Raw genomic sequence first — 25244 nt, 5'->3', positions numbered from 1 at the left:
AATAAATATAATTGGATGTACACAGCCGTGCTTATCAATAACCAATTATACTTAACTGATATAGCTAAAAATGGACCTATTACTACTGTATCAAAGACTGGTCCAACTTCAAGCACTCCATCAACAAATAGTTCAGCTACAACAATAACTAATAGCAAAAAAGCTTATTATTTAGATTTACTAGAACAGACTAGAGCTAGTGAAGTACAACCAGTTAATGATCAGATCGATGGTGACAGAAGACAAGCTTCTGGAGCAAATTATCAAATGTGGGACCAAGTGTTGAACGACATCTATGGTGAATTAAAAAACCAATTATCTGCATCAGAGATGAATAATCTAAGAATCAAACAACGTCAATGGATTAAAGATAGAGATGCTGCTTCTCAAAAAGAGTTGAAAGAAGCTGGGGGAGGAACTTTGGCTTATGCTGAAGAAGCTCGTATTTTACACGAAATGACTAGAGAACGTTGCTACGAGCTAGTTACTTATTATATGAAATAATGAGAAAGTACTATATTTACATGGTGGAACTTTATGTATTGGCTATCTTCATTATTATGTGTGTATATACCATCCTATAAATCACACACATACACATTTGCTCTTGCTATTTCTTGTTGTTATTTTTCTGCCATTTCTATCGATTTTTTCTATTTGGCTTTTATTAGTTAACATCATTCTGTACTGATTCATAACTCTCTCTAATAGTAATGGGAACAATACGTAAATGATTTAATGTATTCAACGTAGCAAAGAGCCACTTGTTTTATACAAGTGGTTTTTTCTATTGGGTAATTTGTCTTCGTATGAACATTCATCTTTAGAAATGTCTACGCTTGTAGATGTAAAGCTTAACTCACTTTGCAGCTCTTTATGTACAACCCTGTTGTGATATCTGTTATTGAAAACCGCCTAGACTCCTGCGGAAACTGTCGAGGGATTTTTGTCTTTTTATAAAGGAAAAACTCAAAAGAACGAAGAATACATTACGGAACGTAATGATAAAAAAATATTCCAAAGGAGTGTTTTTTATGAAGTTCTGGATGAAAGAAATTAGTTATTCTCAAGTTGAAAATAAGATACAGAGTGGCTATAAAGAGTTGTTTATGATCGGACAGTTTCGAATTGTAGACGCCTACAAAATAGTAGATAGTAATGACCATACAAAAGATATTCAATCTCATTTCATACTGGATACGAAGACTGGTAATAACTATGAAATAAGTGTAGAGCTTGCTTACGGTCTTGTATCTGCATTTTATTGTGATGGGGATCGAAGGTCTCTATTATCTAATATAATAGCATGGGTAAAGTATATGAATGGTAAAAATAGATTAGCAACTAAAAAAACCGATATTTCTAATGTATTATCTGGTGTAGTATAAATAAGAAAAGAGAGCAAACCTCTGCTCTCTTTTTTTGCATTATATTTAGAACAGCTTCCTTTTTCCCATATCTACTGCTATGATAATCAAGGAATGTGAAGGATAAAAGATGGAGCAACAAGATAAGTACGCAAACATTGATCTAACAAAAATTTATGAATATAGTGAGCTACCTGACAAGAAGAGTGGACGCTGTGACAACTACGATGGAGTTAATTTCAAAAATAGTGTAGGTAAAGGCAAGTTTCTACGTGAATGTTTGAGTTGTGGAATGAAGAAGTATATATAAAGAATCAATCAAAGAGTCTATGAAATTTATAGGCTCTTTTTCTATGTTTATATGTGTTTCTTTCTTGAAAATAGGGAATATTGTATATATAACGTTTAAAATGGAGGGAGTATATTGGAGCAGAATCCAATTTTGGAGCAATTAGAGGAGTATAGTAACAACCTAGAAAAAGAGATTGCCGTTTTACAAGAAAAAAGATGCATATCATACAAACCACTTTTAGAGAGTTTGAAGAAACAATATGCATTTGCTCACTTTCTCATGTATGAAGAAAGCGTCTTTGATACAATGCCCCAAGGATATAAAACCCTTTTGTCTAAAGCTTTATCCGATGTACTGGTAATACACAGCACAGTTACTATAGGTTGTGTAACTCAAAGCTATAATATAGTACGATCCTTATTTGAAACATATGCTAATTTAATGTATATTAATAAAAACTTTGAGGCCAATATGAAGTATTATGAAGACTATACAATTTTTGCTCAGTACCACAAACTAGAGGAACATAAGAACGATCCAGATTATAAATATGATCCTTATTTTATACAATTTAAGAATAGAACGGAAGGCCCTCTTCAAGAAAAATACAGCTTCATAGAAAATAATTATAAAGAAAGAAAAGATTGGTATTTCATTCCACTATCTGAAGACATCAAAAACCATCCTGATTTGACAGACCAGGAGAAAAAGAAAAAGAATATAAACTTCAAGACTCTTTGTGAAATTACAGGTAATGAAAAAATGTACCAAAAGCTGTATCCTTCTACATCCAATGCTGCTCATAGTACTTCACTAGTACATAACCTTCAAAGTCAGAGTGTTGCTTCTCAAGCGGGTACAGTAATTAGCTTGGTTAATCTCTCTATACATTTATTAAGCCAAATGTTACTAGTTGGCCTTAATAGACAGATAGAAACAGGTCATGAAGAGTGTAAAAAATATCGGGAAATAAGATTTGCTTAATAAAAAAAGAGAGAGCAAACCTCTGAAGTTGCCCTCTCTTCATCACGATAAGGTAATTCGATTTCTCGTAAAATCGGCACCTGATACCTGCTGTCTTCATGATTATTTTAATATATACATTTTGAATCGTTTGGAAAATATCTGTTGAAAAATCAAACTGCTCCGTCAACCCCTCGTCGAAATACAATTCATGCTTTACCGTGTAATCATTAAAAGGTGGACAACCTACAGGAGTTGTTACTAAAGGATTATAAATTGAAATCAAGTTAGAGGAATGAACATGGTAACTATAAAGCCTAGATTGCGAGAGCTACTAAAAGAAAGAGGTCTTACACAAGGACAATTGTCAAAAATGACGGGCATCCCACATTCAATCAAATTAGGAGGCCTTTTCTACATAAAAAAACCCTAGATTTTTGATGAATACTTTATGCATTCCTGTAAATAATTACATAAATGCACATAAATTCCTAAATCAATTCAAGCTAATAAAGTATTCCCCAATCCCTGAATTTTAAAAAAGCCTTTGCTCCTGTAGAGCAAAGGCTACTGTTTTGACGAGCTTTTTGTATATGGCAAAATTTTAGAGATTGTTTACAAGTCAATTGGGGCTTTTGCATCAAAGCCAAAGTATTTATTCTAATAGGGTCGATTGGCGTATGGAGTAACATTTTTTGATGTGAGATAATTCCGAGTATACGGAAAGCAATAAGTGGGAGAGTGAGAATATGAGTGAAAAAAATAGAGAGATTGAATTTATAAAAATTATATGTGTCATAGATGGTTTGGCTGAAGGCTTAAACATTAGAAAAGAGCAAGAGTATTACGGATTTGAGACTGTCGATGAGCTTGGTTACAATGTTTATACGGAGAAAGAAAAAGGTAGATTGCCTATTTATATCGGGTCATATCCAAAGACGTATTTTCAGCTAATAGATAATGAAATATATGTTGTAACGTTCGAAAAAAATGCCTAACATTTTGGACGTATTTTCTTTTACAGACAAGTAGGGTCATTATCTACAATAGGTGAAGGGCCCAATAAAGAAAGCAACCTTAAAGGTTGCTCTTTCTATAAAACTATTGTCTTTACAACCAAGTATATTGCAACAATAGCTGTAAGTACTATTAGTACATTTAAAATACGATGTTGAGTAGCTAAGTGATTATGCTTCCTATCTGCACGAGTCAATGGTTGCTTTTCATTGTTATTGCCACTCACTATATTACATCTCCCATCCTATTTGTTTATTTGTTTTCATAATTTAAGCCATAAGCTGATCTTCGTTAGTTGATTCTTCTTTTTTCATTTTCCTTATACATAAGATATAAAAACCACTAAATTTAATAATCGACCAAATAAGTGTAACCCCAGGTTCATAGTTAACTACCTTAAACAAACTTGGTATAGATTCGAAAACAGAATCGTTACTTGTGAGAAATAGTGCTAAAAACATGTTATTTACTGCATGTGCTCCTTTTTTATATGCTTGCGCTTAGTTATTGGCTTATATTTTTTATGAAATGGACGAGAGATTCAAAGATGTCTTAAAGACTAAAGTAGAACGTAATGAGAAGCAATGGTAGCGTGAATAATGATAAATAAAAAGAAGTCCTACTAAAATCATGAAACAAATAATAACAACTTCCATTCAAGTCCTGCCTTCTTTTATAGTCTAAATACCTCCTAAATACTTTTCTTCATGCCACAATCCCGGTATTCGCGCAAGAAAACACCACCTTTTACCGAACTTTTGAAGTAAACTGAGTTGCAATTATCGCATCGGCCACTAACCTTACTATCAAGACCCAAATCGAAAAAAGCCATAGAAAATAAAGGTTGATACATATTAGTCATGACTAATATGTATCAACCTTTTAATTTTTGCTAAACAAACGTGACTATTTGTTGAAGTGTACCGCAATGTAGTGTTGAACTCCTTGTTATTCTTTTCCACTGAACTCTAAAATATTTAAACCCTCGGATGCTTCTGGTGCTTCAAAGAAATTAGTAACATGAATAAACATTGCTTCCGTGTCAAAGGCTGCTCTTTCAGGTTGTTCTTTACGCCTTTGTGCAATTTGACGTAAGCATTGCTCATTATTTAGATTAAGGAAAATTAGTTGATGGCTTGCATTGACATCTAACACCATATCCAAAAACCACTTTCGCTGCTTTTGAGTGTTAGCTGGAAAATCCATCACTACATCTGTACCGATACTTAATATATTTTGGACATGCTTTTTCACCAAAGGCTTGATCTGCGCCGAAAATTTCAGATAGTCCTCAAATGTTTCAATTTGACTGGGATAAAGAAATGAAAGCCATTCATCCTCAGATAAATGTACCGCATGTTTATTTATTGCCATTTTTTTTGCTTTAGTTGATTTCCCTGCGCCCATTTTTCCACAGAAAAAGTATAGCGTCCCCAATTGTGTCATATTTTTTAAACCTCCAAGCTTATTTTAGTTGTTGTTGCTTCATCTTTTAAAACATGTAATTCATTAAAATGACTCAATTGCTTAGTATCAATGTTCCTTTATACCATATACATATTAAACTATATTTGCAGTATCTAAATAACGAATCTAAAATGTATAAGAAAAAAGGATATATGCTCGTGTATTGAACATAATAGCCTCTTATTAGTTTAGTGTATTTAAATTTTATCGGGGAATTCACCATAATCATACACTTTATCAAGATCAATTTCTTGCTACTCTTTCTTACTTTATTCTATAACGAAGCTAACTCTTTCTTCTTCGTGCTCATGTGAAAAATAATTTCAAATCTGTATAGCAGAAAGGAATTTATAGAAAAGCTGTTAGGATTTATTTCCTTTAAATATGATTTTTCTCTTCTCCTGTTTAATCCGTTTTAACCGTAATTCTATCTTTTTATCTAACGCTCTATACAGTATTTCGCTAGTTATGCATATTAAAAATAAGATTAGAGTAATAATTGCAGCCTGTGGTACATGAAAATAGAAACAAAGTACGATTACAAGTAGGGACATAGCGTAAATAGATTTGGTTACCCATCTTCTACTTCTATGAGCTTCTAGGTTTCTCTCAAGTAATTCTTTTTGCCCCTCTTCCTTTTTTCTATCTTTTAAATGATGGTATGTAGAATTCATCGCTTTTTCTCCCCCATGAAAACTAATTGTAAATTATCTCTGTATTAAATATCCTATATGTTTCAATTAAGGAAAAATATGAGGTTTTTCCTTTTTCATATTATATAAGAACAAACGTTCTTTTTCAATAAAAACTCTACAGTTTCCCCGATTATGGCTATTGCCTCTACTTCATCTTTCTACATTTTATAATTTAGGCGTCATTTACATAGTCTTCCGTATCACGTTTCAAATAGAAAACCACTGGGTACATGATATACACAATGAGGATGGAATTAAATGTGAAAAGAAATTTTCGTTTAATTAAAATTTAAGGAGATGGGAAAATGGAAACGAGAAAACGAGTTGCAGGAACTTTTTATTCGGAACAAGAAGCGATACATGCAATTAAGGGGTTAAAACGTCAGGGGTATCGTGAAACAGATATATTAGTAGTAGCAAAGGATAGAAGTAATACTCTAAAGTTAGGGACCGAAACAAATGTAATGATAGAAGCTGGAACGCCAGCTGTAAGTTCATTGGCAGGCGTGATGATGGATAGCTTTCTTACCATGATGACAGGTGGAATGGCTACTACTACACAAGCTGATGGTCTAACTTCAAAACTTGTTAGAATGGGTATTCAAAGTTTTACTGCAAAACAGTGTGAAATGGATGTAAAGGAAGGGAAAATTCTTGTCCTAATTGATGTGGATGAAACTCAAACAATTCCTTCATATACTACGGTTAGGGAGTCGCCATACGAGACAGAGGGGCAGAGGTCAGTACAACTTCGTGAAGAGCAACTCGATGTAAGGAAAGAACGTGTTCAAACTGGGGAAGTACAACTTCGTAAGGAAATTGTAGAAGAACTACGAACTATCCAAGTTCCGGTTATGCGTGAGGAAGTCTACGTAGAGCGTCGCCAGGTCATAGACGGTCAGTATGATGGTAGCCCATTGACAGAGAACGAGATCATTCGTATTCCTATTATGGAGGAGCGAATTGAAGTAACCAAGAAACCTGTAGTTGTGGAAGAAGTGATTATTGGTAAGCGTAAAATTCAAGAGATTAAAGAGATGAAGGACACTGTCCGAAAGGAAGAAGCACAAATTGAACAAGCAAAACTTCCCGCGGTTCCCGAAATTGCTGACTCTGAAATCTATCAAAATATGGATAATCACGTAGATCAAAGTTATCAAGAAGTTGCTGCTGCCATTGCTTCTGATGCTCCAAAAGAGGAAAAAGTTAAACTTTCAACTAACAAGAAACAAGAAGCTCAACTTAAAGTGACAACTTCTCCTGTTATCAAAGAGATTGAAGAGGTTACAGCCTCAGTAAACAATCAGAAACCAGAAAGTCAAATTAAAGACACAGATATTACAACTTCTGAAAAAGAAAAAAACAATGAGAAATCAACAAACAAGCAAAAGAAATAAGTATATCTCCTCTATAGTTTATAGTAGAGGGAATAATTGAAAAGATTTAAGGAAGGCTGCCTAGCTGTATTGGCAGCTTTTTTTATTTCTCTTTCAATTAACATGAGTAATGTTCCTAAAATCAAAAAAGAATTAAAATAACTCATTAAAATGAGCATAAACAGGCAATGAAATAAAAGAAATGACTTTCATTACTGGGGGGCATTTCTCTTATTCCTAAAAATCCTAGAGATTATATCAAATTCCACCAGGCATTCTCACTAAATTCTAGAAATATTACTTATCAAAATGACATATAAATATTTCCAATTATGATAAAGGCAGGTGATTAAATGGAACGAAAGAAGTTTATTGAATACATTGATAAGTTACTAGAACAATCTGATGCGTGGAGAAAGGATGCGGAGAAAAGAGAAGACTGGAACAGTGCATGCTTTTACCAAGGCGAGGTCAAAGCTTATGAGAGAGTAAAGAGATTGGTTAATCAGCAGTTACATGCATAACTAAAAATTACAACCCTAACTCAGAAATGAGTAGGGTTGTAATTTTTATTTTTCTAGTTTCCATAAGTTTGATTATAGGAAGTAGCCTTTCTAACCTATTTTCTTGTTAAAAACGTTCGTAAAATTACATGTGTTTTAAAGGACGTTCGTAAAATTTTTTTGAATTTAAACGAACGTTAATAATGATAAATTTTTTATATAAACTCATCGTCCGTAAAAGTATACTTTTACGGACGAAATACTTAAATCTATTACAAGATGTAAAGTAACAAAATAAAAAGCAACCTCGGGCATTGGAAAACGAGGTTGCTTTTTATTTTAATCAGGGTTCGAACGTATAACAAGTATCTAAAAGATAGCTGCAAATCAATATTATCATAATTTTTAGATAAATGATATTTTTTGAGTACTATAGCATATGAATAAAAGATGCATACAGTGGAGTTCTATCCTATCTGAAACCCCTTGCGCCAAGGGGTTCTTTTTGGCATGTGTACCGGAAAAGAGACATTATGTAAACTGGAAACGAATTATATATACAGGCTCTTTCTTCAGTTGACTACCAACTACTATCATGAAAGCTGAAGAGGAAGCTTTTTTACCACTGTCCACTTCACAGGGAGATGATCATCTTGCTAAAACGTCATGATAATCTTCATTACGCTCAATTTTATCCTTTACAAAAGAACATGATGGAATAATCTTTTTCCCTTCTTCCCTAGCAAATTCGACTATTCTTTTAACTAATGCTTCTCCAACTCCTTGACCTCGCAGACTGTCTGAAACAAATGTGTGATCCACTATAATTTCATCCTTTTCAGTTGGAACATAATGTATTTCTGCATCTTTTTTATCCTGCTCTCCTATATAAAAAGTGTTCGTATCTTTTTTAATATTGATCATTTTAATATTTCCTCCCTCCATTAAAATAAGGTTTTTTATATTATGGCTCTTTTTTAAACCTCATACACTTTTTAAATGGCTAGCATTGAATCGTATCGTTCCCCTGCTTAATGGCTAAATTACCTTTGAGATATATTATCCTATTTGATGTGACTTCTACGTTTGTCTTATTTTTAGGTACCTCTTGTTCCCATTATCTTTTCTTATATATTCCAATGCATCATTTGAGCATTGAAATATATGTTGCTTTTGAATAAAATAGAACTGTTTTAAAAAAGGAGGGGCTTTTATAGGATAAAAATAATCAAAACTTTTCACAAACCAAAAATTGTAAGTTTACCTATATTTATTCCTTATAAAAACTCTCCTCTTTTTTATATTTTTATAAGAAACGAAAAAAGCACCTTCCAATTAGAAGCTAATAACTCAAACTTTGATCTTACTGTAATTTCTAACCCTTCGATATATAATAATTAACAGGGAGGTTGGGAAATGAAATCAATTCAAGTTTCACAATTTGGTGGGTCTGAGAAATTAGTATTTACAGACGTTAAGGATGTAGTAGCAGAAAAGGGAGAGGTGTGTGTTCGTTTGTATGCGGCAGGCGTCAATCCGAGTGATACTTACACATTATCAGGTACATATGCGTTTAGTATACCTCAGTTGCCTTATACTCCAGGATTAGACGGTGCAGGAGTTGTGGAGGCGATTGGAGAAGAAGTTACAAATGTTCATGTCGGTGATCGTGTATTTATTGCGTCTTTAATGGGAAGTAAAAGTACAGGCACCTTTGCCCAAAAAGTAGTATGTGATGCAACGTTGGTTCATCCATTACCATCCCATGTATCTTTTGAACAAGGTGCGGCATTAGGGGTACCCGCACTAACCGCCTATCGTGCGCTATTTCAACGTGCCTGCCTGAAGCCCGGTCAAACCGTGCTTATTCATGGAGCCAGTGGTGGAGTTGGATTACAGGTTGTACAAATGGCGAAATCTCACGGTGCTAAAGTGATTGGAACAGCAAGCAAGCCAGAGGGTAAAAAAATGGTTCAGCAAGCTGGTGCAGATTTTGTCACTGATCATGTGACAGAAGCGACGATTGAAGATGTGTTAGCCTTAATGGGTGGCAATAGACCTGATGTAATTATTGAGTTTTTAGCAAATAAGAATTTAGAAACAGATTTAAAGCTGATTGCACCGTTCGGTAAAATTATAATTGTTGGAAACCGTGGTTCAATAGACATAAACCCACGTCTTGCCATGCAAAAAGAATGTGATATTTTAGCAACAGCTCTTTGGAATGCACCAAAGGATGAATATGAACAAAGTATTCATGGTGTAATTGGCATGCTAACAAGTGGTGCACTTCGTCCAATTATTGGTACAACTTTGCCACTCCAGGAAGTATCGCATGGCTTTGAACAGCTAGAAAAAGGTATAGGAAATGGTAAGCTTATTTTGATAATTGACTAGTTAATCTACATAAATTTAAGGCATTCACTTAAATTAAAGGCTGCATTAGTCAACTAAGCAAATACTAGAAGGACCTTATAGGGTCCTTTTTTCTATTAAAGAGTGAAAATATAGGTGGATAGGTTAACGAAGTAAGCTAAATGGGTATGTACTATTAAGATGAAAGGAGTTTTTACAGTGTTAGCTTTAATTCTTAAACTTACTATCTCATTTTTTGCTGTTATGAATCCACTAGGAAACATACCTATTTTCATTACTCTTACGAATGATTATTCTATTCAAGAAAGACGTCATAGTGCAAGGAAGGCTGTCTTTATCTCTTTTATTATTCTTACCCTATTTTTACTTTTAGGAAGTTTTATCTTTTCCGCCTTTGGTATCACCATACATGCTTTTCGTGTAGCAGGAGGAATTTTAATCTTTGGCATCGCCTATAGCTTACTTCATGCTAAACCTTCTAATGCACAAAGTCCTCATTCGCATGAACAAAAAGCTGCAGCTTCCCAAAATGATATTTCCATCACCCCCCTTGCTCTGCCGATTATGGCTGGACCCGGAACAATTGCGACAGTCATGTCTCACAGTTCTTATTCGATAGCAAATCTAGGGAGTGTACTCATTAGTTATACCCTTATATTAGGAGTTACTTTTATCCTTTTCTATTATTCTACATCTATTATCAACAAGCTCGGACAGAATGGTTTAAATGTTATCTCAAGGTTAATGGGATTAATACTGGCAGTGATGGCTATACAAATGATTGCAGAAGGTGTTCACGGATTATTTCCTCATCTGTAATCATTCAAGAGGACTATTCCCATAGGAACGAGCATATGTATAAAAGGTGCACTTTTTATGCATCATTTCTCTAACTACCTGTAAGGAGAACTCCGTCAGAACAAGGATGTATAAAAAGTTGCATAAAGTAGAAATCGTAGCCTTATGAGAACCCTTATGCGTGAACTGCGCCCCAATTGTTAGACATAATCTAACCAATTGGAAGTTGGAGATGGTACGATAAACTGGACACTAAATTAAGAGAAAAAGGTGATTCGGTTTATGGGTAGAAAAGTTTATGATCGTCAATTTAAAATGGCTGCAGTTCAGTTGGTACTCGAAGAGAACCTATTTGTAAAAGAGGTTGCGAAAGAATTATCTATTCATCCTAATACGCTATATCGTTGGGTAAGTGAATACGAAGAATATGGGGAAAGTGCGTTTCCAGGCCGTGGGAGCGCACTTTATAATTCCCAGTATGAAATGAAAAAGCTTAAACGTGAGAATGAAGAACTTAGAAAAGAGCTTGATTCACTAAAAAAGTTCCGGGTCTTCTTGAAGAAAAAGAATGTGTAAGGTTTCAATTCTTAAAAGAAAATAAACACAACTATAACATCAAGAAGGCTTGTAAAACATTAAACATCTCACGATCAGGTTACTATGAATATTTACAGAGAAAACCTTCTAAAAGAGCTTTAGAGAATGAAGTGTTACGTGCAGAAATACAGGAGATATTTAAGGAACATAAGGGTCGATACGGATCTTTAAGAGTTACAAAGGTTCTTGAGAAGAAGGGAATCAAGGTAAACAGAAAAAGAGTAGGAAAACTGATGCGTCAAATGAACCTATATGCGAAAGGAAGCAGGTATCGCTATAAACGTTATAATAAAAAATCACCTTCTATAGAAAGACCCAATCTCCTAAATCAAGTTTTTCACACAGACGCACGAAATAAAATATGGGTCGGTGACATTACCTATATTCCTACTCAAAAGGGTACTTTATACCTTGCGGTATTTGTGGATATGTACTCGAGAAAAGTGAGTGGCTGGTCTATGAGTACATGGATGAAAGATTCTCTTGTGATAGACGCTTTTTTACAAGGATATAACAAAGAACATCCTCCAACAGGATTAATTATCCATACAGACCAGGGATCCCAATATACGGGTAGTAATTTTCAAGCCATACTGAAAAAGTATGGTGCTGTTTCAAGTGTCAGCAGAAAAGGAAACCCCTACGATAATGCATTAATGGAATCTTTTTATAAGACCATAAAAAGAGAGCTCATTCATGGTGCCAAATTTACAACACCAGAACAAGCTCGAAAAGAAGTATTTAAATATATAGAGCTCTATTACAATACCAAAAGAATGCATTCTTCTCTGCATTACCTTTCCCCTATTGAATACGAAAAAGCCTATTCATCATAGTATCTTAACTTAGTGTCCAATAAATATTGACAAGTCCAGAAGTTGCTTAAATATTAATTGTCTAACTTTTTGGGTTCAGTTCAGTCTACCATGGAGTCGTTTTTGTGATGTGTACCGGAAAGGTACATTATGTTAAGTAGCCAAATATCGAGTTTGACTACAAGGCAATTAATAAATTAAATATGTATAAATAAAGTATTTAGGACTTGATAATTCTTGTCTTTAGAATAGAAAAAAGATGCCCGTAGGCATCTAAATAACTTTCAATCATACCAGTTGTAAACTATAGTGTTTCGAAATGACTTTAATTGTTGTTTCCTTTGCTATCTTAATAGCTTCTTCAGCATCCAGTTTATAATATTCTGGTCTAAATAACTCAACAGAGACAACATCTGCGAATCCAATTTCTTTTAATGTTGATAAAATACTATCTAAATCAATAGCACCAAGCCCAGGCCATACTCGGTCTTCATCCGTCAAAAAGCCAATTGGAAAATCTTCTGTATCATCAATATGTAAAATAAAGATTTTTGATCCGTCAGCTCTTTTCAAATCCTCTATATCTGAACCCATTGCGTGAAAGTGGAAGCAATCAAGTACTAATCCAACATTTTCACGATTAACAGTTTCAACAATATCATAGGCTTGGCCAAATGTATTTACTGTACACTGTGGATGTCCCACAAACTCAACTGCAATTTTTACTCCATATGGTTCTGCAATGTCTGATAGCTCTTTTAGTACCTTTACGCAACTTTTTTTAATATCTTGTTTCAATATCTTCTGTTCCGTTACCAGAGGCACGGCAACAACATATTTCACGCCTAAACTCTTAGCTATATCCATCATTTCTTTAAACTCATTAATAATTTTCAAGTACTCGTCTTCATCACGGTTATTGAAAAATACTAAAGCATTTAATGCCAAGGGCTTAATATGGTGTGTATTAAAGTATTCAGCCAATTCATTAAGAGATTTTCCCTTTAAATACTCGGGTAGTTTATCCATCGTGCGAATTTCGATATAATCATATCCATGTTTATCACAATATTCTAGATCCTTTGTTAAATTAGAGTTTTCTAATGTCGTAGCTTGATTAAAACAAAGTTTCATATTAAAACCTCCGTATTTTGTCTGCCTCAAATCTTATTTTAGAAAAAAAGAAACCTCACTTTTTGGGAATAGATAAACCTAGTATTAAATAACTTTCATCATATACAACTTTAAATTATAACGCCGTTCCTTCATTAACTTCGTTTTGGAGGCCTTTATCATCATAAGTTCGGAAGTAATGTTCCAACTCCTCTAGTGTACGCCCCTTCGTTTCTGGCATATGCTTCTTCACAAACAGGATACCCCCTGCTCCAAGAACGACAAAGATAAAAAAAGTTGTTGATAAACCGATGGTTGCAAGTAATACCGGGAAAACTAAACCGATGATAGAATTCGTAATCCATAAGAAAAATACACTTAACCCCATACCAAGACCTCTTAGCCTTGATGGAAAAATCTCTGCAAGTATTAACCATGTGACTGGTCCAATAAATCCTTGCATAAAAGCAAGAAATACAACGGTCAAAGCAAGTACGACAAAGGGAAGAGCTGCAGATCCCTTAAGTGTTAATGAGAATATTGCAATAAGGAGAAGTGTTATTGTAGTTCCACTTAATCCAATTAGTAACATTGGTCGACGACCAACCTTTCCAAGGAGCCAAATCCCAAAGAAGACAGCTATGACTGAAATAGCACCATTTGCAATGTTACCAATGAGAGCAACTTCTGTGGCAAAACCTGCATCCTTGAGAATTTCAGTACCGTAGTACATAATTGCATTGATTCCCGTAATTTGCTGTACGATAGCTATCCCAATCCCAATAAATAAGATACGTCTTACCCATGGAATAGATAGATCCTTAAAGGTTGCTTTCTTCATAGATGACTCTTCTGCAAAGGCATTCTCAATTTCATTAAGTTCTACATTAGCTTGATTTTTATCCCGTATTTTTTGAAGAACGCGTAGAGCTTCTACCTTCCTTCCTTTTGAGACAAGCCAGCGCGGGCTCTCTGGCACTTTAAGCATACCTAAGAATAAGAAGACCGCAGGAAGGGCGGCAATAACCAGCATGTATCGCCATGCATGTGAACTGTCACTCATTGTATTACCAATAATAGCATTAAAAATAAAAGCTAATAGCTGACCAGTAACAATCATTAATTCATTTTGACTAACCATTCGACCCCGTCTTTCTACAGGCGACATCTCTGCTAAATAGGTCGGTACTATTACCGACGCTCCACCTACAGCAAGCCCTAGTAAGAAACGAAAGGTAACCATGACCCCCATATTTGGAGCAAGAGTACACCCCAATGTAGAGATAAAGAACAGAACTGCAAGAAACAGAATATTTTTACGGCGACCACTATAATCTGATAATCTGCCCCCAAATAAAGCCCCTATAGCAGCCCCAAAGAGAAGTGAACTTGCAACAAGCCCTTGAGCGAATGAGTTAAGATTAAGCTGATCTGGTTCCGACATAAAAGGTAACGCACCATTGATAACTCCAGTATCATATCCAAAGAGAAGTCCACCAAATGTAGAGACTAAGACAATAGTACTTAAAAATGACTTTTGATTTACCTGTTTATTCAAGGTACTTTCTCCTCCTTGCTTTTTAGAAAATGGGTAAATAACTAGCATTCTATGGGCACCATTAGGCCTCTTGAGTTAAAAATGAATAATAACCCGGTACCCTAATATAAATACGTATTTTTGAGGTTTAATTGTATGAAACCCTCATAATAAGGATTTTTTTAAAAAATCCTTATTGAAAACGATTTCATTTGTATCAATAGAAGATATTCTTTTTGGGCTATTTTGATCTACCCAACACTTTCGATATTTGATAGGGGACATGCCGACAATCCTCGTGAAAATTGTATTAAAATAGTTGGAATTATTATAGCCTACCATAGAGGCAATTTGAGTAGCACTATATTGGGTATTAATTAGCAAAGACTGCGCTTCTCCAATTCTACGTCTCATAATGTATTGCATAGGAGCATACCCAGTAGTCTCCTTAAAAATGTGGCACAAGTAAGATAAACTAATATTTAATGTCTCACTTATACTTTCCAACGTGTGATTTTCGGAATAGTGGTCATCAATATACCTTCTTATTCGCTCTCCTAAAATAACTTCCTTATCTTCTTCCTTCTCTACACTTCTATTAATCTGTTTTACCAGCATGACAATAAGAGCTTGTAACAAATGGTGGCTTATTTCCTCAGCTCCAGCATTCTCTGAACAAATTTGACTATACATCATGCAAAATAGATTTTCGATATCCTGACTAAAAGCGTCGCTGAACAAAACTGGACTCGCACCATCAGGCAATAGACAATTTTCTCGCATCCCCTCTAACTTCAAATCACTTATTCCACAGCTGTATACACTCATTTCTGCTTCTGGATTCGTACGTTCATCATGAATAACACCACTATTGTAAATAAGAACGTCACCCTGTTTAGTATGATACTGACGCCCTCCAATTGTATGAATCCCTCTCCCCTGTCTGATATATAAAATTTCTAAGCGATCCTGATGCACATGCATAACACAGGGTAATTTAGTATGATCTGCCTCAGCCTTGCAAACGTAAAGTAGTTTAGGGGATCTCCCGTTTTCAAAAGTTGGTATGAACTTCTTTTTTACAAAACTCTGTACCATAAAATCAACCTCTTCTTCTCTAGTTTGTATGTAGTTAATTCATTATAGTAAGTAACTACATGCTTCACAATCTTATGTTACGAGTTATAAAGATATTATGAATTAAAACCCACCTATAATTGTTAAACAAGTGAATCTAGATGGGTCTTAAACTTTTAGATGAACTCTACCCAAGCAGCACCGTTATCAGCAGATCTGACACAATTTTCTATCCAGCGTATACCTTCAATACCAGCATTAATATCAGGATAGACAAGATTCTTTAACAATTCTTCATCGCCTCTATTTTTTGCATCTATTGCCGTAGCAAATTTTAAGTATATATTTGCCCAAGCTTCAGAAAGTCCCTCTACATGCAATGCCCCTAAACGTTCGTCCGCATTACAGCTATCATCCAGATAAGGCATGGCCCTAATCAAAGTTTGCCCCGGCTCTCCTTGAATTTCATACTTTAATTCACCAGGCTTGCTATCCCACCACTCTAAACTACCTTTCGATCCTACAATACGAATTCTCTGGCCATCCATGCACCCTGCATTTACAGAAGACGTCCATAATCGTCCTACAGCTCCGTTTTCATAACGCATAAGTACAAAGGCATTGTCTTCTAAAGGAGCACGGCTTCCAACAAAACTTTGACGGTCACATAGTAATTCTCTAATTTTCATATTTGGCATAATTAACTGGGACATGTAGTAAGTATGGGTAGAAAGATCACCCAATACAAAACTAGGTCCTGCAATCTTAGGATCCACACGCCATTTTTGTGAAGCACTTGCATTATCAACCTGATCATTTAAACTAAAACCATGAGTATACTGTAGTTCAACGACTCGTATCTCACCAATTTTATCTTGTTCAATCATTGCTCGCATTTGAAGTAACATCTGATTACCAGAGTAACCATACGTGACGCCAACGATTTTTCCTTTTCTCTCTGCTAAATCTTTGATTTCTACCCCTTCCTCAGAAGTGAAAAATAAGGGTTTTTCACAGATGACATGTAAATTAGCTTCTAACGCTGCCTTACAAATTTCATAGTGGGTTCCGTTAGGAGTAGCAATCGATACGACCTCAATGCCATCTTCACGTTTCCCCTCCTCAGCGAACATTGTTTTATAATCAGGATAGCATCGATCCTCATCCACACCAATATTCACACCAAAGTCTTTACCTCTTTCTGCATCAATATCAAATGCCCCGGCTACTAAGGTAAAGGCCGTATTATCCCTTAAAGCACCAGTTCTATGTTTGTATCCTACCTGACTTTCTCGTCCCCCACCTACCATTGCCCATCTAAGAGATCTTTCAATTTTCTTTTCTCCATTTAACAAAGTAAACACTCCTTTTTAAAAATTCTGATTTTTGATTCGACTGGCATGTAAGCGTTTTCTATACCTGTAATTAAATTATAATGTTTTTGCAGGTAATAACCTCCACTATCTTACTTTTAGAGCACTGAAAAAATCATATTTCATCAGAATATTGTTAATTATTTTTTAAAAAAACTTCACAATCTTGCACTAAAGATTCTGAGAAAGAAAAACACGTTTGGAAAGTTTGATTTACTAAGATGACATAAGAGTAGGAGAGCATTTAAGAGAAAGATAAATTTAAATCGTTCATGAATACAATTAAATTCAGAAGCTTATCCTACTTTATTATGATTTAAGAATAAATAAAAATTTTCCTATAGAGTGAACCTCTATTGCTCATCCTTCAAAGTATGAAGAAAGAGAAGAATAGTTTAAGTGCCGATAATACGTTTTATATTAACTAAAAAAATAAAAAATGACATTGAATTATTTGTGTCAGCCATCATAACAAAGTTATAGCTTGCTTATATTAGTTTCCAGTAATATAAAGTTAGTTGATTGAAGATTTAGAAAGCCCTTTTGCATAAAGACAGCACCTAAATAATTAGGTGCTGTCTTTATGCAGATTTCTATATAAATAAGTATTACTCATAAAAGATTTAAAGAAGTAAACAACAATCTCATTAATAAAACCATTATTTTTCCATCTCTTTTAACATATTTATTATAAAAGATACTTTACAGTATTCTTGCTCAAAATGATCGGACAGACATTTTAATTAAAAGACAAGGTATGAAAGTCGAAAAGAGTCTGCTCTCATTCCTCATATTTGAGTTATAACTTTACTTCTAACTCTCTAAGCAGTTGTTTTACTCCCTCACGGCTTAGAATTACTTTTCCTTTTGCCAAGATTAGATTATCTTCGGAAACTTCACCTGTCACTTTACAAGCTAAATTAGGTGAATATTTTTTCAACACAATCTTCTCATTATCTACAAAAATTTCAACAGGTTCGTCCTTCTTAATATTTAATGTTCTTCTTAGTTCGATGGGTAAGACTACTCTTCCCAGGTTGTCCATTTTCCTAACGATGCCAGTAGCTTTCAATTTAAAACCTCCATAAAATATACTTACATACCCATTAAGTGTACAATATGCTTTTTATTGTTTTCATTAGTAATATATTACATTTTAAGTTAAGGAAAATATTTCAATATGGTAAGGCTATAAATAAAGGTTGCATGGAAGAATTACAATGGAAATGGTTAAATCCCTCAGTTTTTTTAATTTTAACCTGATGTATTAATTAGAAATTTACACTTATTGACGACAAAATAGTTCTTTTTCTTCAAAATGAATAGGAGTTAAAAGATTTTATCATTTAATTAATGATATAGATTCTCCATATGTTCTTCTTTTTGCTATCTATAAAATTACCCCATCTCTCTCCTTGGCTGATATAATCATTAAACGTAGCATTCTTCATTACAGTATGACCTCCACATTTATCTGCCAATTGTTTAGCAGACTCTTCATCAATAGGAAATGCTAACGATTCATCGTTAGTAAATTCGTAACTGGATACCTCTTTCTTTTTTACATTCTTATACGAATGATATACGTAATACAATTTATCTAACTTTACAAGATAGTATGGATACTCTCTGTTAGGCAACTTACTTCCCCCCATTTCTGCATCCCTCAATTGCTTTATAAGTCACTATTACTATCTTACTTGGATTTAAAAAGGTAAATCCCTTCTATGAGAAAGGGTTTCCTTTTTCATGTGTTCCGGAAAGCTGTTTTATGTTAACTAAGGGTGTATATACATATTAATTATATCGTTTAAAGAGATTTATTTACTAAAAACCATTTTTGTATATAATTGGATAAAAGGAGGTTTTTTATGACTTATAATAAGAATAAATTAAAACTAGTAGGGGCTACTTTATTTGGAGCTGGAATTGGAGCCATCTTAGGAATACTAGCTTATACGCACAATTGGCTAGGATAAATACATTAAAGAAAAATTAGCAGCAAGGAGTGTGAATGTTTACCTTGAAAGCAAAGAAAACTGGACCCTCTCACAATATATCTAATTTTTTTGCTAAATCATTTACTGTTATTTTTATAACTTTAATTGTTATTATTGCTATTTCATTAATGCTAGGAGCATTTGTGTTTGGATTTATTGGTTTATTTAAAATATTTGGGGTACAATACGACTCATTTCTATCTCTATTAATATTCCTCTTACTGTTTTTTATTATTGGATTTATAGTTGATTTACTATCCATATTTCTTATTAATACATTTTCTCAACAAATTAGAAATTCTAAAAGAAAATTCCTCGTGAGACTGGTCATTGATTGTAGCTTTTCTTGGTTTGCTATACATACTGCTGATGAATTAATTAGAAGCATTACTATTCCCTCTATAACTGAGCTTATAGCTGTGTTTCTCCTCTTTTTGTTAGAAGTGGTAATGGATATGAATAGCAAAGGAGAAAGTAATAAGAACTCACTGGTACCTTGAAGTCTTTGGGGTTCTGGTGCAAAGATTACTTCAACCTAAAAGAACACCTTTCATAAATATAGTTATAAGGAAAAAAGGTAATGGATATTATGTTTTATATTTCATAACACTGGATTCAATTGTTTGTTCAATATTCAAGGGAGGGATGTTAATGAAAGATATATCGAAACATCATGATCTCCAACGAAAATACAGAGAAAAGCTACAAAACAAACAAGAATTAAACACATATGTGAGAGGTTGGTTCTTGTTCATTTTATTTGCTGTACTTCTCGTAGTATGGAGTTATTTTTTTGGCGGAACGTTTATGCCTTATCGAACAATGTAGGAAAATGAACGTTAATATTTTTATAGTATTATAAATTAATGTCATAAAAAGCAGAACACCACATTTGATGTTCTGCTTTTTATATTAATACCAACTATATTATATTAGGAAAAATATTTAGTTAATAGTTTTCTTTTATTACATTGAAAAAAACAAAAAATAGTGTAAAATTACACTAATTATATAAAAATATAACTTATTGAGAGTTTGTTTTGGAGGTGTAATATATGGTGAAAGCTAATGTATTTATATGTACTTTTCTATTTTCGGCTACTGTATTAGCAATATTTGGTCAAGATATTTCTTATTTTATGGATAAGAACATAATAAAGTTAAATCCAATCTACTACCTGACTGCTATAACATGCATAAGCATTTTTTTATATCTAATTACAATTGTATTGACTTACATATTCAATAAAAAAAATAAACTTAAAAAGAGTATCCTGGATGTTTATTGGCTTGTTATTTTAGGACTTAGTTTGTTTGTTTCCCTATGGTCATTATTTGTTTTAGCTATGTGGTGGGGATAATTTTATTAATACCTATAACTTCCATTATGGTAACTAACTTTTTATATGATATTCCTGCTGAAAAAGTCTATTTTATGGTAATATTTTCTATAAGGGAGGTTGGAAGAATTGAAAACAATAGGCTTATTAGGTGGAATGAGTTGGGAATCATCAAGTGAATACTACAGAATTATTAATCAAACCGTAAATAGAAAGTTAGGGGGCCATCACTCTGCTAAAAGTGTGATGTATTCTGTGGACTTCGAAGAAATAAAAAAATTACAACATAATGATAGGTGGGAAGAAGCAACAGAATTAATGATTAAAGGAGCTCAATACATCGAAAAAGGTGAAGCCGACTTTTTAATTATCTGTACAAATACCATGCATAAAATGGCAAGTGAGATTCAGCAACATATTAGCATTCCCATCTTACATATTGCAGATGCTACGGCTATGAAAATAAAAGATCAAGGGATTAGTAGAATAGGATTGCTTGGAACAAAGTTTACAATGGAAGAGGATTTTTATAAAGGTCGACTTATCGCTAATTATAATCTTGAAGTTAATATTCCGAGTGAGGAAGAGCGTCAAGTTGTACATGATATCATTTACAAAGAATTATGTTTAGGGAAGATTGAAGCAGATTCCAAAAGTGCGTATAAAAAAATTATAAATGGTTTAATCAACGATGGAATAGAAGGAGTTATATTAGGTTGTACCGAAATTTCCTTACTGATTAATCAGAATGATATCTCAATACCTATATTTGATACAACAGAAATACATGCACAAGCAGCAGTTGATTATGCGTTAGGATTATTCTAGGAAAATGAACGATATCCTTATTTAGATGAATTATTAGAAACTTTAAATAACGAAAATACTGTAGTTAAAAACATAGATACAACGTTTCGCTTTGTTCCTGCAGCTACTGAACTTTTAACTATAAATAAATTATAACTATAAAAAACAAGTCTTTCTCCAATGGAGAGAGACTTGTTTTTTTATGGATTTATAAATAATTTCCTATAATTGTGATTATATTAGCTTTGTATTCATCTTAAAAAGAGAAAAAACTACTGCGACTAGCCAGTAGTTGAAGAAAACCTCTTATAAAATCTATCTAATACAAGGTAATAACGTGAACCCCATCCTCTCTTTTTAACCTAAAGAAAAGGAGAAAATGGCTATACTTGCCGATAACTTTGTTATATCATCTTGTCAAATTCAATTTTTTACACCCACATGTTCAATTATTCGCTTCATTGCCTGAATCTGACCCATATGAGTTGCTTCATGCATCAGTGTAACACCCGCCAGCTCTCCAAAGGTTTTACATCCTAGAAATGGCTTTTCCAAGGTATTGTTTAACTGTTCAGCAGGAATTTGCTGAATACGAGCCAATTGATCTTTTAACTGTATCATAAGCTCATCCATAGTAGGTACATCCCCCGTCCAATCGGCTGGTTTCGTACCATTTCCGAACAATTCCATATAGTTTGCTGGAAGATGGGTTGTTGCATGAGGAAAACCAAACATAGTTTGTTCTGTAACTGTCAAAACGTGACCTGTATGCCAATGAATTGTGTTGTTAAAACCATCTGGTTGCACATCAGTTTGATCCTCCGAAACAGCCCCTACGATTTTGAGGAAGTACTCTCTTCCAATTTCAAATTGCTTGAATACAAGTTTGTTCATCTCTTTCTCCCCTTTCACTGGTACGATCATCCATATTATACCACCTATAGGGAGAGAAGAATATAATTAAGGTACCTCTAGTGTTTTAAAATATTTGTACCCAGCTAACATAACTTATCTAGTCTTGTCGTTTATACTTTATTAATGGATTGCCTTTTTCTCATTCTAAAAGAGTAAATTCCTCTTCTTTTTTTACTTCTTATCATATACCAATCTATCTTCTACTTACCTTCTAAGAAATTGTTGTATTCATGATAATCAAACAGAAAACCTATAAATATTTAACGTTAATACACCTTCGATGAGATGATCTCTATCAAAAATACAAAAATAAATATTTTTATATAAAGAAGTAAATAAATAAACTACATTATAAAAATTAAAGTTTTATTATTTACTCTACCTGACGACAAATATGGGCTTTTCCTTCTTATTATATACCAATCTATCTTCTACTTCCCTTTTAAGAAATTGATGTATTCATAATAACTCAATATAAATATTATAAGTATTTAATGTTAATGCCTTTTTGATAATGTAATCTTTATTAAAGATACAAGATTAACGTATTTTATATAAAACAGTAAATGATATAACTAACTTATAAAAGGTTATGTTGTATCATTTACTCTACCTGACGACAAATAGAACCTTTTTCTACAATGTGTGTAAATGATAAAACTATTTTTAATAAAATATGTTAGGTATTACTTATATATATAACATTAATTTTATAATTACCTAATATATGAAATTGATGTTATATCTCCTTTGTATAAAAAGATATTTTCTATTTATACAACATTCAATGTTTTCACTTTGACGTTCGCTTGTATAAAAAGGTGGATCTTAAGATACACAAGTGAAAATTTATCTTTTATTCTTTAACTTCGGATTGAAATAATTTTCTGAATTTTAGATTGAATTAGTTCAAAAAGGTTAAATTATCCAACCATCTCTTATATACTAAAAATAGAAAGCTACTCAACGTATATAGGGGAGTGATCCAATATCAAGGGTAAAAGAAGCTGTATGTATTCATTGTGGAACGAAAATGGGTGTTTTTAAACCCGAAGAAACCACAAAATTCAGCTACATGCATTCTAGAGGATTTTTTGCTTGCCCAGGTTGTGGTGTAAAGGTCTTTCATAAACGTCAGAATGGACAGCCAACATTTGTCGTCACATCTACTAATAATCATGCATATAACTGTGTTTATAAAGAATAGAAGAAACTTGTCAAAAAAGTAGCCTTTGCTCAACGGAAGCAAAGGCTTTTTTAAAACTCAGGGATTGGGAAATATTTTATCAGTTTAAGCCAAATTTAATATATACATACATATTTTTAAAGCAATATAGGGCTGAATTTTGCAGTGAATGAATTTTATTATCTAGTATGAACAAGTTTCATTTCGTCACAGTGCTAATCTCAGGCATGTTTTTTATAATGCATTTTTATAATTACTTGATATAAAGAACATATGTTTGACTAGTATGCAGAAAATATGATATATTTTTCACCTATACATACTATATCCAGTAAGAAACGAGGTAGTTAAATATGAAAAAAGCTGAACTAATCGATGCAGTCGCAACAAAAGCAGAACTAACGAAACAAGATTCTAAAAAAGCAATAGATGCGTTGTTTGAAACGATTTCTAATACACTGGCAAAAGAAGAAAAAATTCAACTACTTGGCTTTGGTACATTCGAAGTACGTCAGCGTTCCGAGCGTACAGGTCGTAATCCTCAAACTGGCGAAGAAATGACGATTCCGGCTTCAAAGGTTCCTGCTTTTAAACCAGGTAAAGAGTTAAAAGAAGCTGTTAAATAAGTATTTTAGAAAGCTCTTAGATTTATTCTTTGAGCTTTTTTCTATCGAAAGTTCACAAAGTTTACACAATAAAATGTAAGCGTTTACTAAAGGGTTGTTGTATACTAAATATAAAATAATATAACTTTTAACTTGTATGATTTTCTAACAAATTCTGCATGATAACTACTTATTTGAATAACAAATTCCTACATTAGTTATTAGGAAGGAATGAGAACTGAGCATGATATTGAAAGCATTAAGAAAGAAAGGTTTCATTACCATTAATTATTATCAAAACGGTTTATTACAAACATGTAAGGGACGAGTAAGTGATCTTAATCTTCATGATCAAACTCTTTCTCTAGAAGATGAACAACACAATATATTCTCTATTCGTTTATCAGGTATTACTGAAATTCATTAAGCCTATCATTGCATAGTTACATTATTTAATATACTTATTGCATGGAATGTTAATGATAACGTCATAAAAAAGAAGAAGAGAACTCTCTTCCTCTTTTTTATGATTTATTTACCTTTTTAGTATTATTTCTTTTGTCCGCCAAGTTGCTGTTCAGCTAATGCCACAAGACGTTTTGTAATTTCTCCACCAACGGAGCCATTAGCACGAGCCGTTGTATCAGGGCCCAGCTGTACACCAAATTCTTGTGCAATTTCTTGTTTCATTTGATTAACTGCTTGTGCGAAACTAGGAACCACTAAATTGTTTGTACGATTATTCTTTTGATTGTTTGCCATATTCATGATCTCCTTTTCTAATTTGATTAAACGTTTATAGAATGTGAAGATTCTCATCAATTTATACAGATAATAATATTTATATAACTCCTTAAGGTTCTTTTTTATGCGGGATTCCGTAAAGATTCATTACGTAAACTTACTTATAATAAATTACACTTAATAAAAAAAGAATCCTTTGCTGAAATTGAACAGCCCCCTGTCAAGTAGACAGTGGAAATAATAAAAAAAATTAGGCGGCTTGAATCCTATATTCTAATGGA

The 25244-nt window shown here is 33.3% G+C and carries 27 protein-coding genes and 1 pseudogene; 16 read left to right on the top strand and 12 right to left on the bottom strand.

The annotated features are described in order from the left end of the window. The 5 genes from SB717_RS31605 to SB717_RS31585 form a co-directional block, all read left to right on the top strand. The coding region (locus tag SB717_RS31605; RefSeq protein WP_410906624.1) for a lysozyme inhibitor LprI family protein at positions 1 to 504 on the top strand (504 nt) is incomplete at its 5' end. Positions 505 to 1034: 530 nt separating this feature from the next. Continuing rightward, a complete protein-coding gene (locus SB717_RS31600; protein ID WP_016766716.1) occupies positions 1035 to 1388 on the top strand; it encodes a hypothetical protein in 354 nt (117 codons plus the stop codon). A gap of 109 nt (positions 1389 to 1497) precedes the next feature. After that, entirely contained in the window at positions 1498 to 1677 is a 180-nt protein-coding gene (locus SB717_RS31595) for a DUF8096 family protein (protein WP_410906622.1), read from the top strand. Positions 1678 to 1791: 114 nt separating this feature from the next. Next, a complete protein-coding gene (locus SB717_RS31590; protein WP_410906620.1) occupies positions 1792 to 2643 on the top strand; it encodes a DUF5677 domain-containing protein in 852 nt (283 codons plus the stop codon). A 728-nt stretch (positions 2644 to 3371) separates the two neighbouring features. Then, positions 3372 to 3620, top strand: coding sequence for a hypothetical protein (locus SB717_RS31585; protein ID WP_016766720.1), 249 nt, complete (start codon positions 3372 to 3374; stop codon positions 3618 to 3620). A gap of 710 nt (positions 3621 to 4330) precedes the next feature. Here SB717_RS31585 and SB717_RS31580 read toward each other — a convergent pair. From SB717_RS31580 to SB717_RS31570, 3 genes and pseudogenes are all read right to left on the bottom strand, one after another. Beyond that, a pseudogene (locus tag SB717_RS31580) lies at positions 4331 to 4435 on the bottom strand (DUF8096 family protein); the annotation flags it as partial. 152 nt (positions 4436 to 4587) lie between these two features. Further along, the gene (locus SB717_RS31575) at positions 4588 to 5085 is read right to left on the bottom strand and encodes a P-loop nucleotide/nucleoside kinase family protein (RefSeq protein ID WP_410906618.1); all 498 of its coding nucleotides are present in this window, start codon (positions 5083 to 5085) and stop codon (positions 4588 to 4590) included. Between the two features lie 383 nt (positions 5086 to 5468). Then, positions 5469 to 5780 (bottom strand): hypothetical protein, encoded by a 312-nt coding sequence (locus SB717_RS31570; RefSeq protein ID WP_387572689.1) that lies wholly within the window; start codon positions 5778 to 5780, stop codon positions 5469 to 5471. A gap of 326 nt (positions 5781 to 6106) precedes the next feature. On the opposite strand from SB717_RS31570, the gene SB717_RS31565 reads away from it, so the two are divergent. After that, a complete protein-coding gene (locus SB717_RS31565; RefSeq protein ID WP_410906616.1) occupies positions 6107 to 7198 on the top strand; it encodes a YsnF/AvaK domain-containing protein in 1092 nt (363 codons plus the stop codon). Positions 7199 to 7530: 332 nt separating this feature from the next. Continuing rightward, positions 7531 to 7701 (top strand): hypothetical protein, encoded by a 171-nt coding sequence (locus SB717_RS31560; protein ID WP_312036269.1) that lies wholly within the window; start codon positions 7531 to 7533, stop codon positions 7699 to 7701. A gap of 627 nt (positions 7702 to 8328) precedes the next feature. Here the strand turns inward: SB717_RS31560 and SB717_RS31555 are convergent. Next, positions 8329 to 8604 (bottom strand): GNAT family N-acetyltransferase, encoded by a 276-nt coding sequence (locus SB717_RS31555; RefSeq protein WP_193423965.1) that lies wholly within the window; start codon positions 8602 to 8604, stop codon positions 8329 to 8331. 492 nt (positions 8605 to 9096) lie between these two features. Between SB717_RS31555 and SB717_RS31550 the strand changes: the two genes are divergently transcribed. The 3 genes from SB717_RS31550 (at position 9097) to SB717_RS31540 (ending at position 12287) form a co-directional block, all read left to right on the top strand. Next, positions 9097 to 10077 (top strand): NADPH:quinone reductase, encoded by a 981-nt coding sequence (locus SB717_RS31550; protein ID WP_410906613.1) that lies wholly within the window; start codon positions 9097 to 9099, stop codon positions 10075 to 10077. Between the two features lie 159 nt (positions 10078 to 10236). Continuing rightward, positions 10237 to 10875, top strand: a complete 639-nt coding sequence (locus tag SB717_RS31545; protein ID WP_260509249.1) for a MarC family protein — start codon at positions 10237 to 10239, stop codon at positions 10873 to 10875. 261 nt (positions 10876 to 11136) lie between these two features. Further along, positions 11137 to 12287 (top strand): IS3 family transposase gene (locus tag SB717_RS31540; protein WP_410906611.1). Its coding sequence is split into 2 segments (ribosomal slippage): positions 11137 to 11386 and positions 11386 to 12287, totalling 1152 coding nucleotides; the frame shifts between segments, so codons are not numbered across the junction. A gap of 267 nt (positions 12288 to 12554) precedes the next feature. Here SB717_RS31540 and iolI read toward each other — a convergent pair. The 6 genes from iolI to SB717_RS31510 form a co-directional block, all read right to left on the bottom strand. Further along, positions 12555 to 13400, bottom strand: a complete 846-nt coding sequence (iolI, locus tag SB717_RS31535; protein WP_410906609.1) for a 2-keto-myo-inositol isomerase — start codon at positions 13398 to 13400, stop codon at positions 12555 to 12557. Between the two features lie 115 nt (positions 13401 to 13515). Further along, on the bottom strand, positions 13516 to 14937 hold the full coding sequence (locus tag SB717_RS31530) for a sugar porter family MFS transporter (protein ID WP_410906607.1): 1422 nt from the start codon (positions 14935 to 14937) through the stop codon (positions 13516 to 13518). 144 nt (positions 14938 to 15081) lie between these two features. Then, on the bottom strand, positions 15082 to 16014 hold the full coding sequence (locus tag SB717_RS31525) for a helix-turn-helix transcriptional regulator (RefSeq protein ID WP_410906605.1): 933 nt from the start codon (positions 16012 to 16014) through the stop codon (positions 15082 to 15084). 155 nt (positions 16015 to 16169) lie between these two features. Then, positions 16170 to 17303 carry a Gfo/Idh/MocA family protein gene (locus SB717_RS31520; RefSeq protein WP_268578034.1) on the bottom strand — a complete coding sequence of 378 codons (1134 nt, stop codon included), beginning with the start codon at positions 17301 to 17303 and terminating at the stop codon, positions 16170 to 16172. Positions 17304 to 18165: 862 nt separating this feature from the next. Next, complete coding sequence (locus SB717_RS31515; RefSeq protein WP_055991911.1) at positions 18166 to 18438, bottom strand: AbrB/MazE/SpoVT family DNA-binding domain-containing protein; 273 nt, start codon at positions 18436 to 18438, stop codon at positions 18166 to 18168. 274 nt (positions 18439 to 18712) lie between these two features. Then, positions 18713 to 19006: a hypothetical protein gene (locus tag SB717_RS31510; RefSeq protein ID WP_055991914.1), complete on the bottom strand. Its 294-nt coding sequence runs from the start codon at positions 19004 to 19006 to the stop codon at positions 18713 to 18715. A 374-nt stretch (positions 19007 to 19380) separates the two neighbouring features. On the opposite strand from SB717_RS31510, the gene SB717_RS31505 reads away from it, so the two are divergent. The 4 genes from SB717_RS31505 (at position 19381) to SB717_RS31490 (ending at position 21534) form a co-directional block, all read left to right on the top strand. Then, positions 19381 to 19866 carry a YrvL family regulatory protein gene (locus SB717_RS31505; protein WP_410906603.1) on the top strand — a complete coding sequence of 162 codons (486 nt, stop codon included), beginning with the start codon at positions 19381 to 19383 and terminating at the stop codon, positions 19864 to 19866. A 151-nt stretch (positions 19867 to 20017) separates the two neighbouring features. Continuing rightward, on the top strand, positions 20018 to 20194 hold the full coding sequence (locus tag SB717_RS31500) for a hypothetical protein (protein ID WP_207372790.1): 177 nt from the start codon (positions 20018 to 20020) through the stop codon (positions 20192 to 20194). Between the two features lie 227 nt (positions 20195 to 20421). Further along, entirely contained in the window at positions 20422 to 20727 is a 306-nt protein-coding gene (locus tag SB717_RS31495) for a hypothetical protein (protein WP_193421549.1), read from the top strand. A 108-nt stretch (positions 20728 to 20835) separates the two neighbouring features. Beyond that, positions 20836 to 21534, top strand: a complete 699-nt coding sequence (locus tag SB717_RS31490; RefSeq protein WP_410906601.1) for an aspartate/glutamate racemase family protein — start codon at positions 20836 to 20838, stop codon at positions 21532 to 21534. A 402-nt stretch (positions 21535 to 21936) separates the two neighbouring features. Here the strand turns inward: SB717_RS31490 and SB717_RS31485 are convergent, their stop codons facing one another. Beyond that, on the bottom strand, positions 21937 to 22407 hold the full coding sequence (locus SB717_RS31485) for a DinB family protein (protein ID WP_207372822.1): 471 nt from the start codon (positions 22405 to 22407) through the stop codon (positions 21937 to 21939). A gap of 1560 nt (positions 22408 to 23967) precedes the next feature. Here SB717_RS31485 and SB717_RS31480 point away from each other — a divergent pair. After that, complete coding sequence (locus tag SB717_RS31480; RefSeq protein WP_410906599.1) at positions 23968 to 24240, top strand: HU family DNA-binding protein; 273 nt, start codon at positions 23968 to 23970, stop codon at positions 24238 to 24240. A gap of 223 nt (positions 24241 to 24463) precedes the next feature. Then, a complete protein-coding gene (locus SB717_RS31475) occupies positions 24464 to 24646 on the top strand; it encodes a YolD-like family protein (protein WP_410906597.1) in 183 nt (60 codons plus the stop codon). A gap of 122 nt (positions 24647 to 24768) precedes the next feature. Here the strand turns inward: SB717_RS31475 and SB717_RS31470 are convergent, their stop codons facing one another. Then, positions 24769 to 24981 carry an alpha/beta-type small acid-soluble spore protein gene (locus SB717_RS31470; RefSeq protein WP_155660896.1) on the bottom strand — a complete coding sequence of 71 codons (213 nt, stop codon included), beginning with the start codon at positions 24979 to 24981 and terminating at the stop codon, positions 24769 to 24771. Positions 24982 to 25244 lie beyond the last annotated feature (263 nt).

The organism is Priestia sp. SIMBA_032 (assembly GCF_046535215.1).
Taxonomy (GTDB): domain Bacteria; phylum Bacillota; class Bacilli; order Bacillales; family Bacillaceae_H; genus Priestia; species Priestia aryabhattai.
The sequence above is the reverse complement of the archived record's forward strand: the minus strand, read 5'-3'. Positions and strand labels throughout refer to the sequence as shown.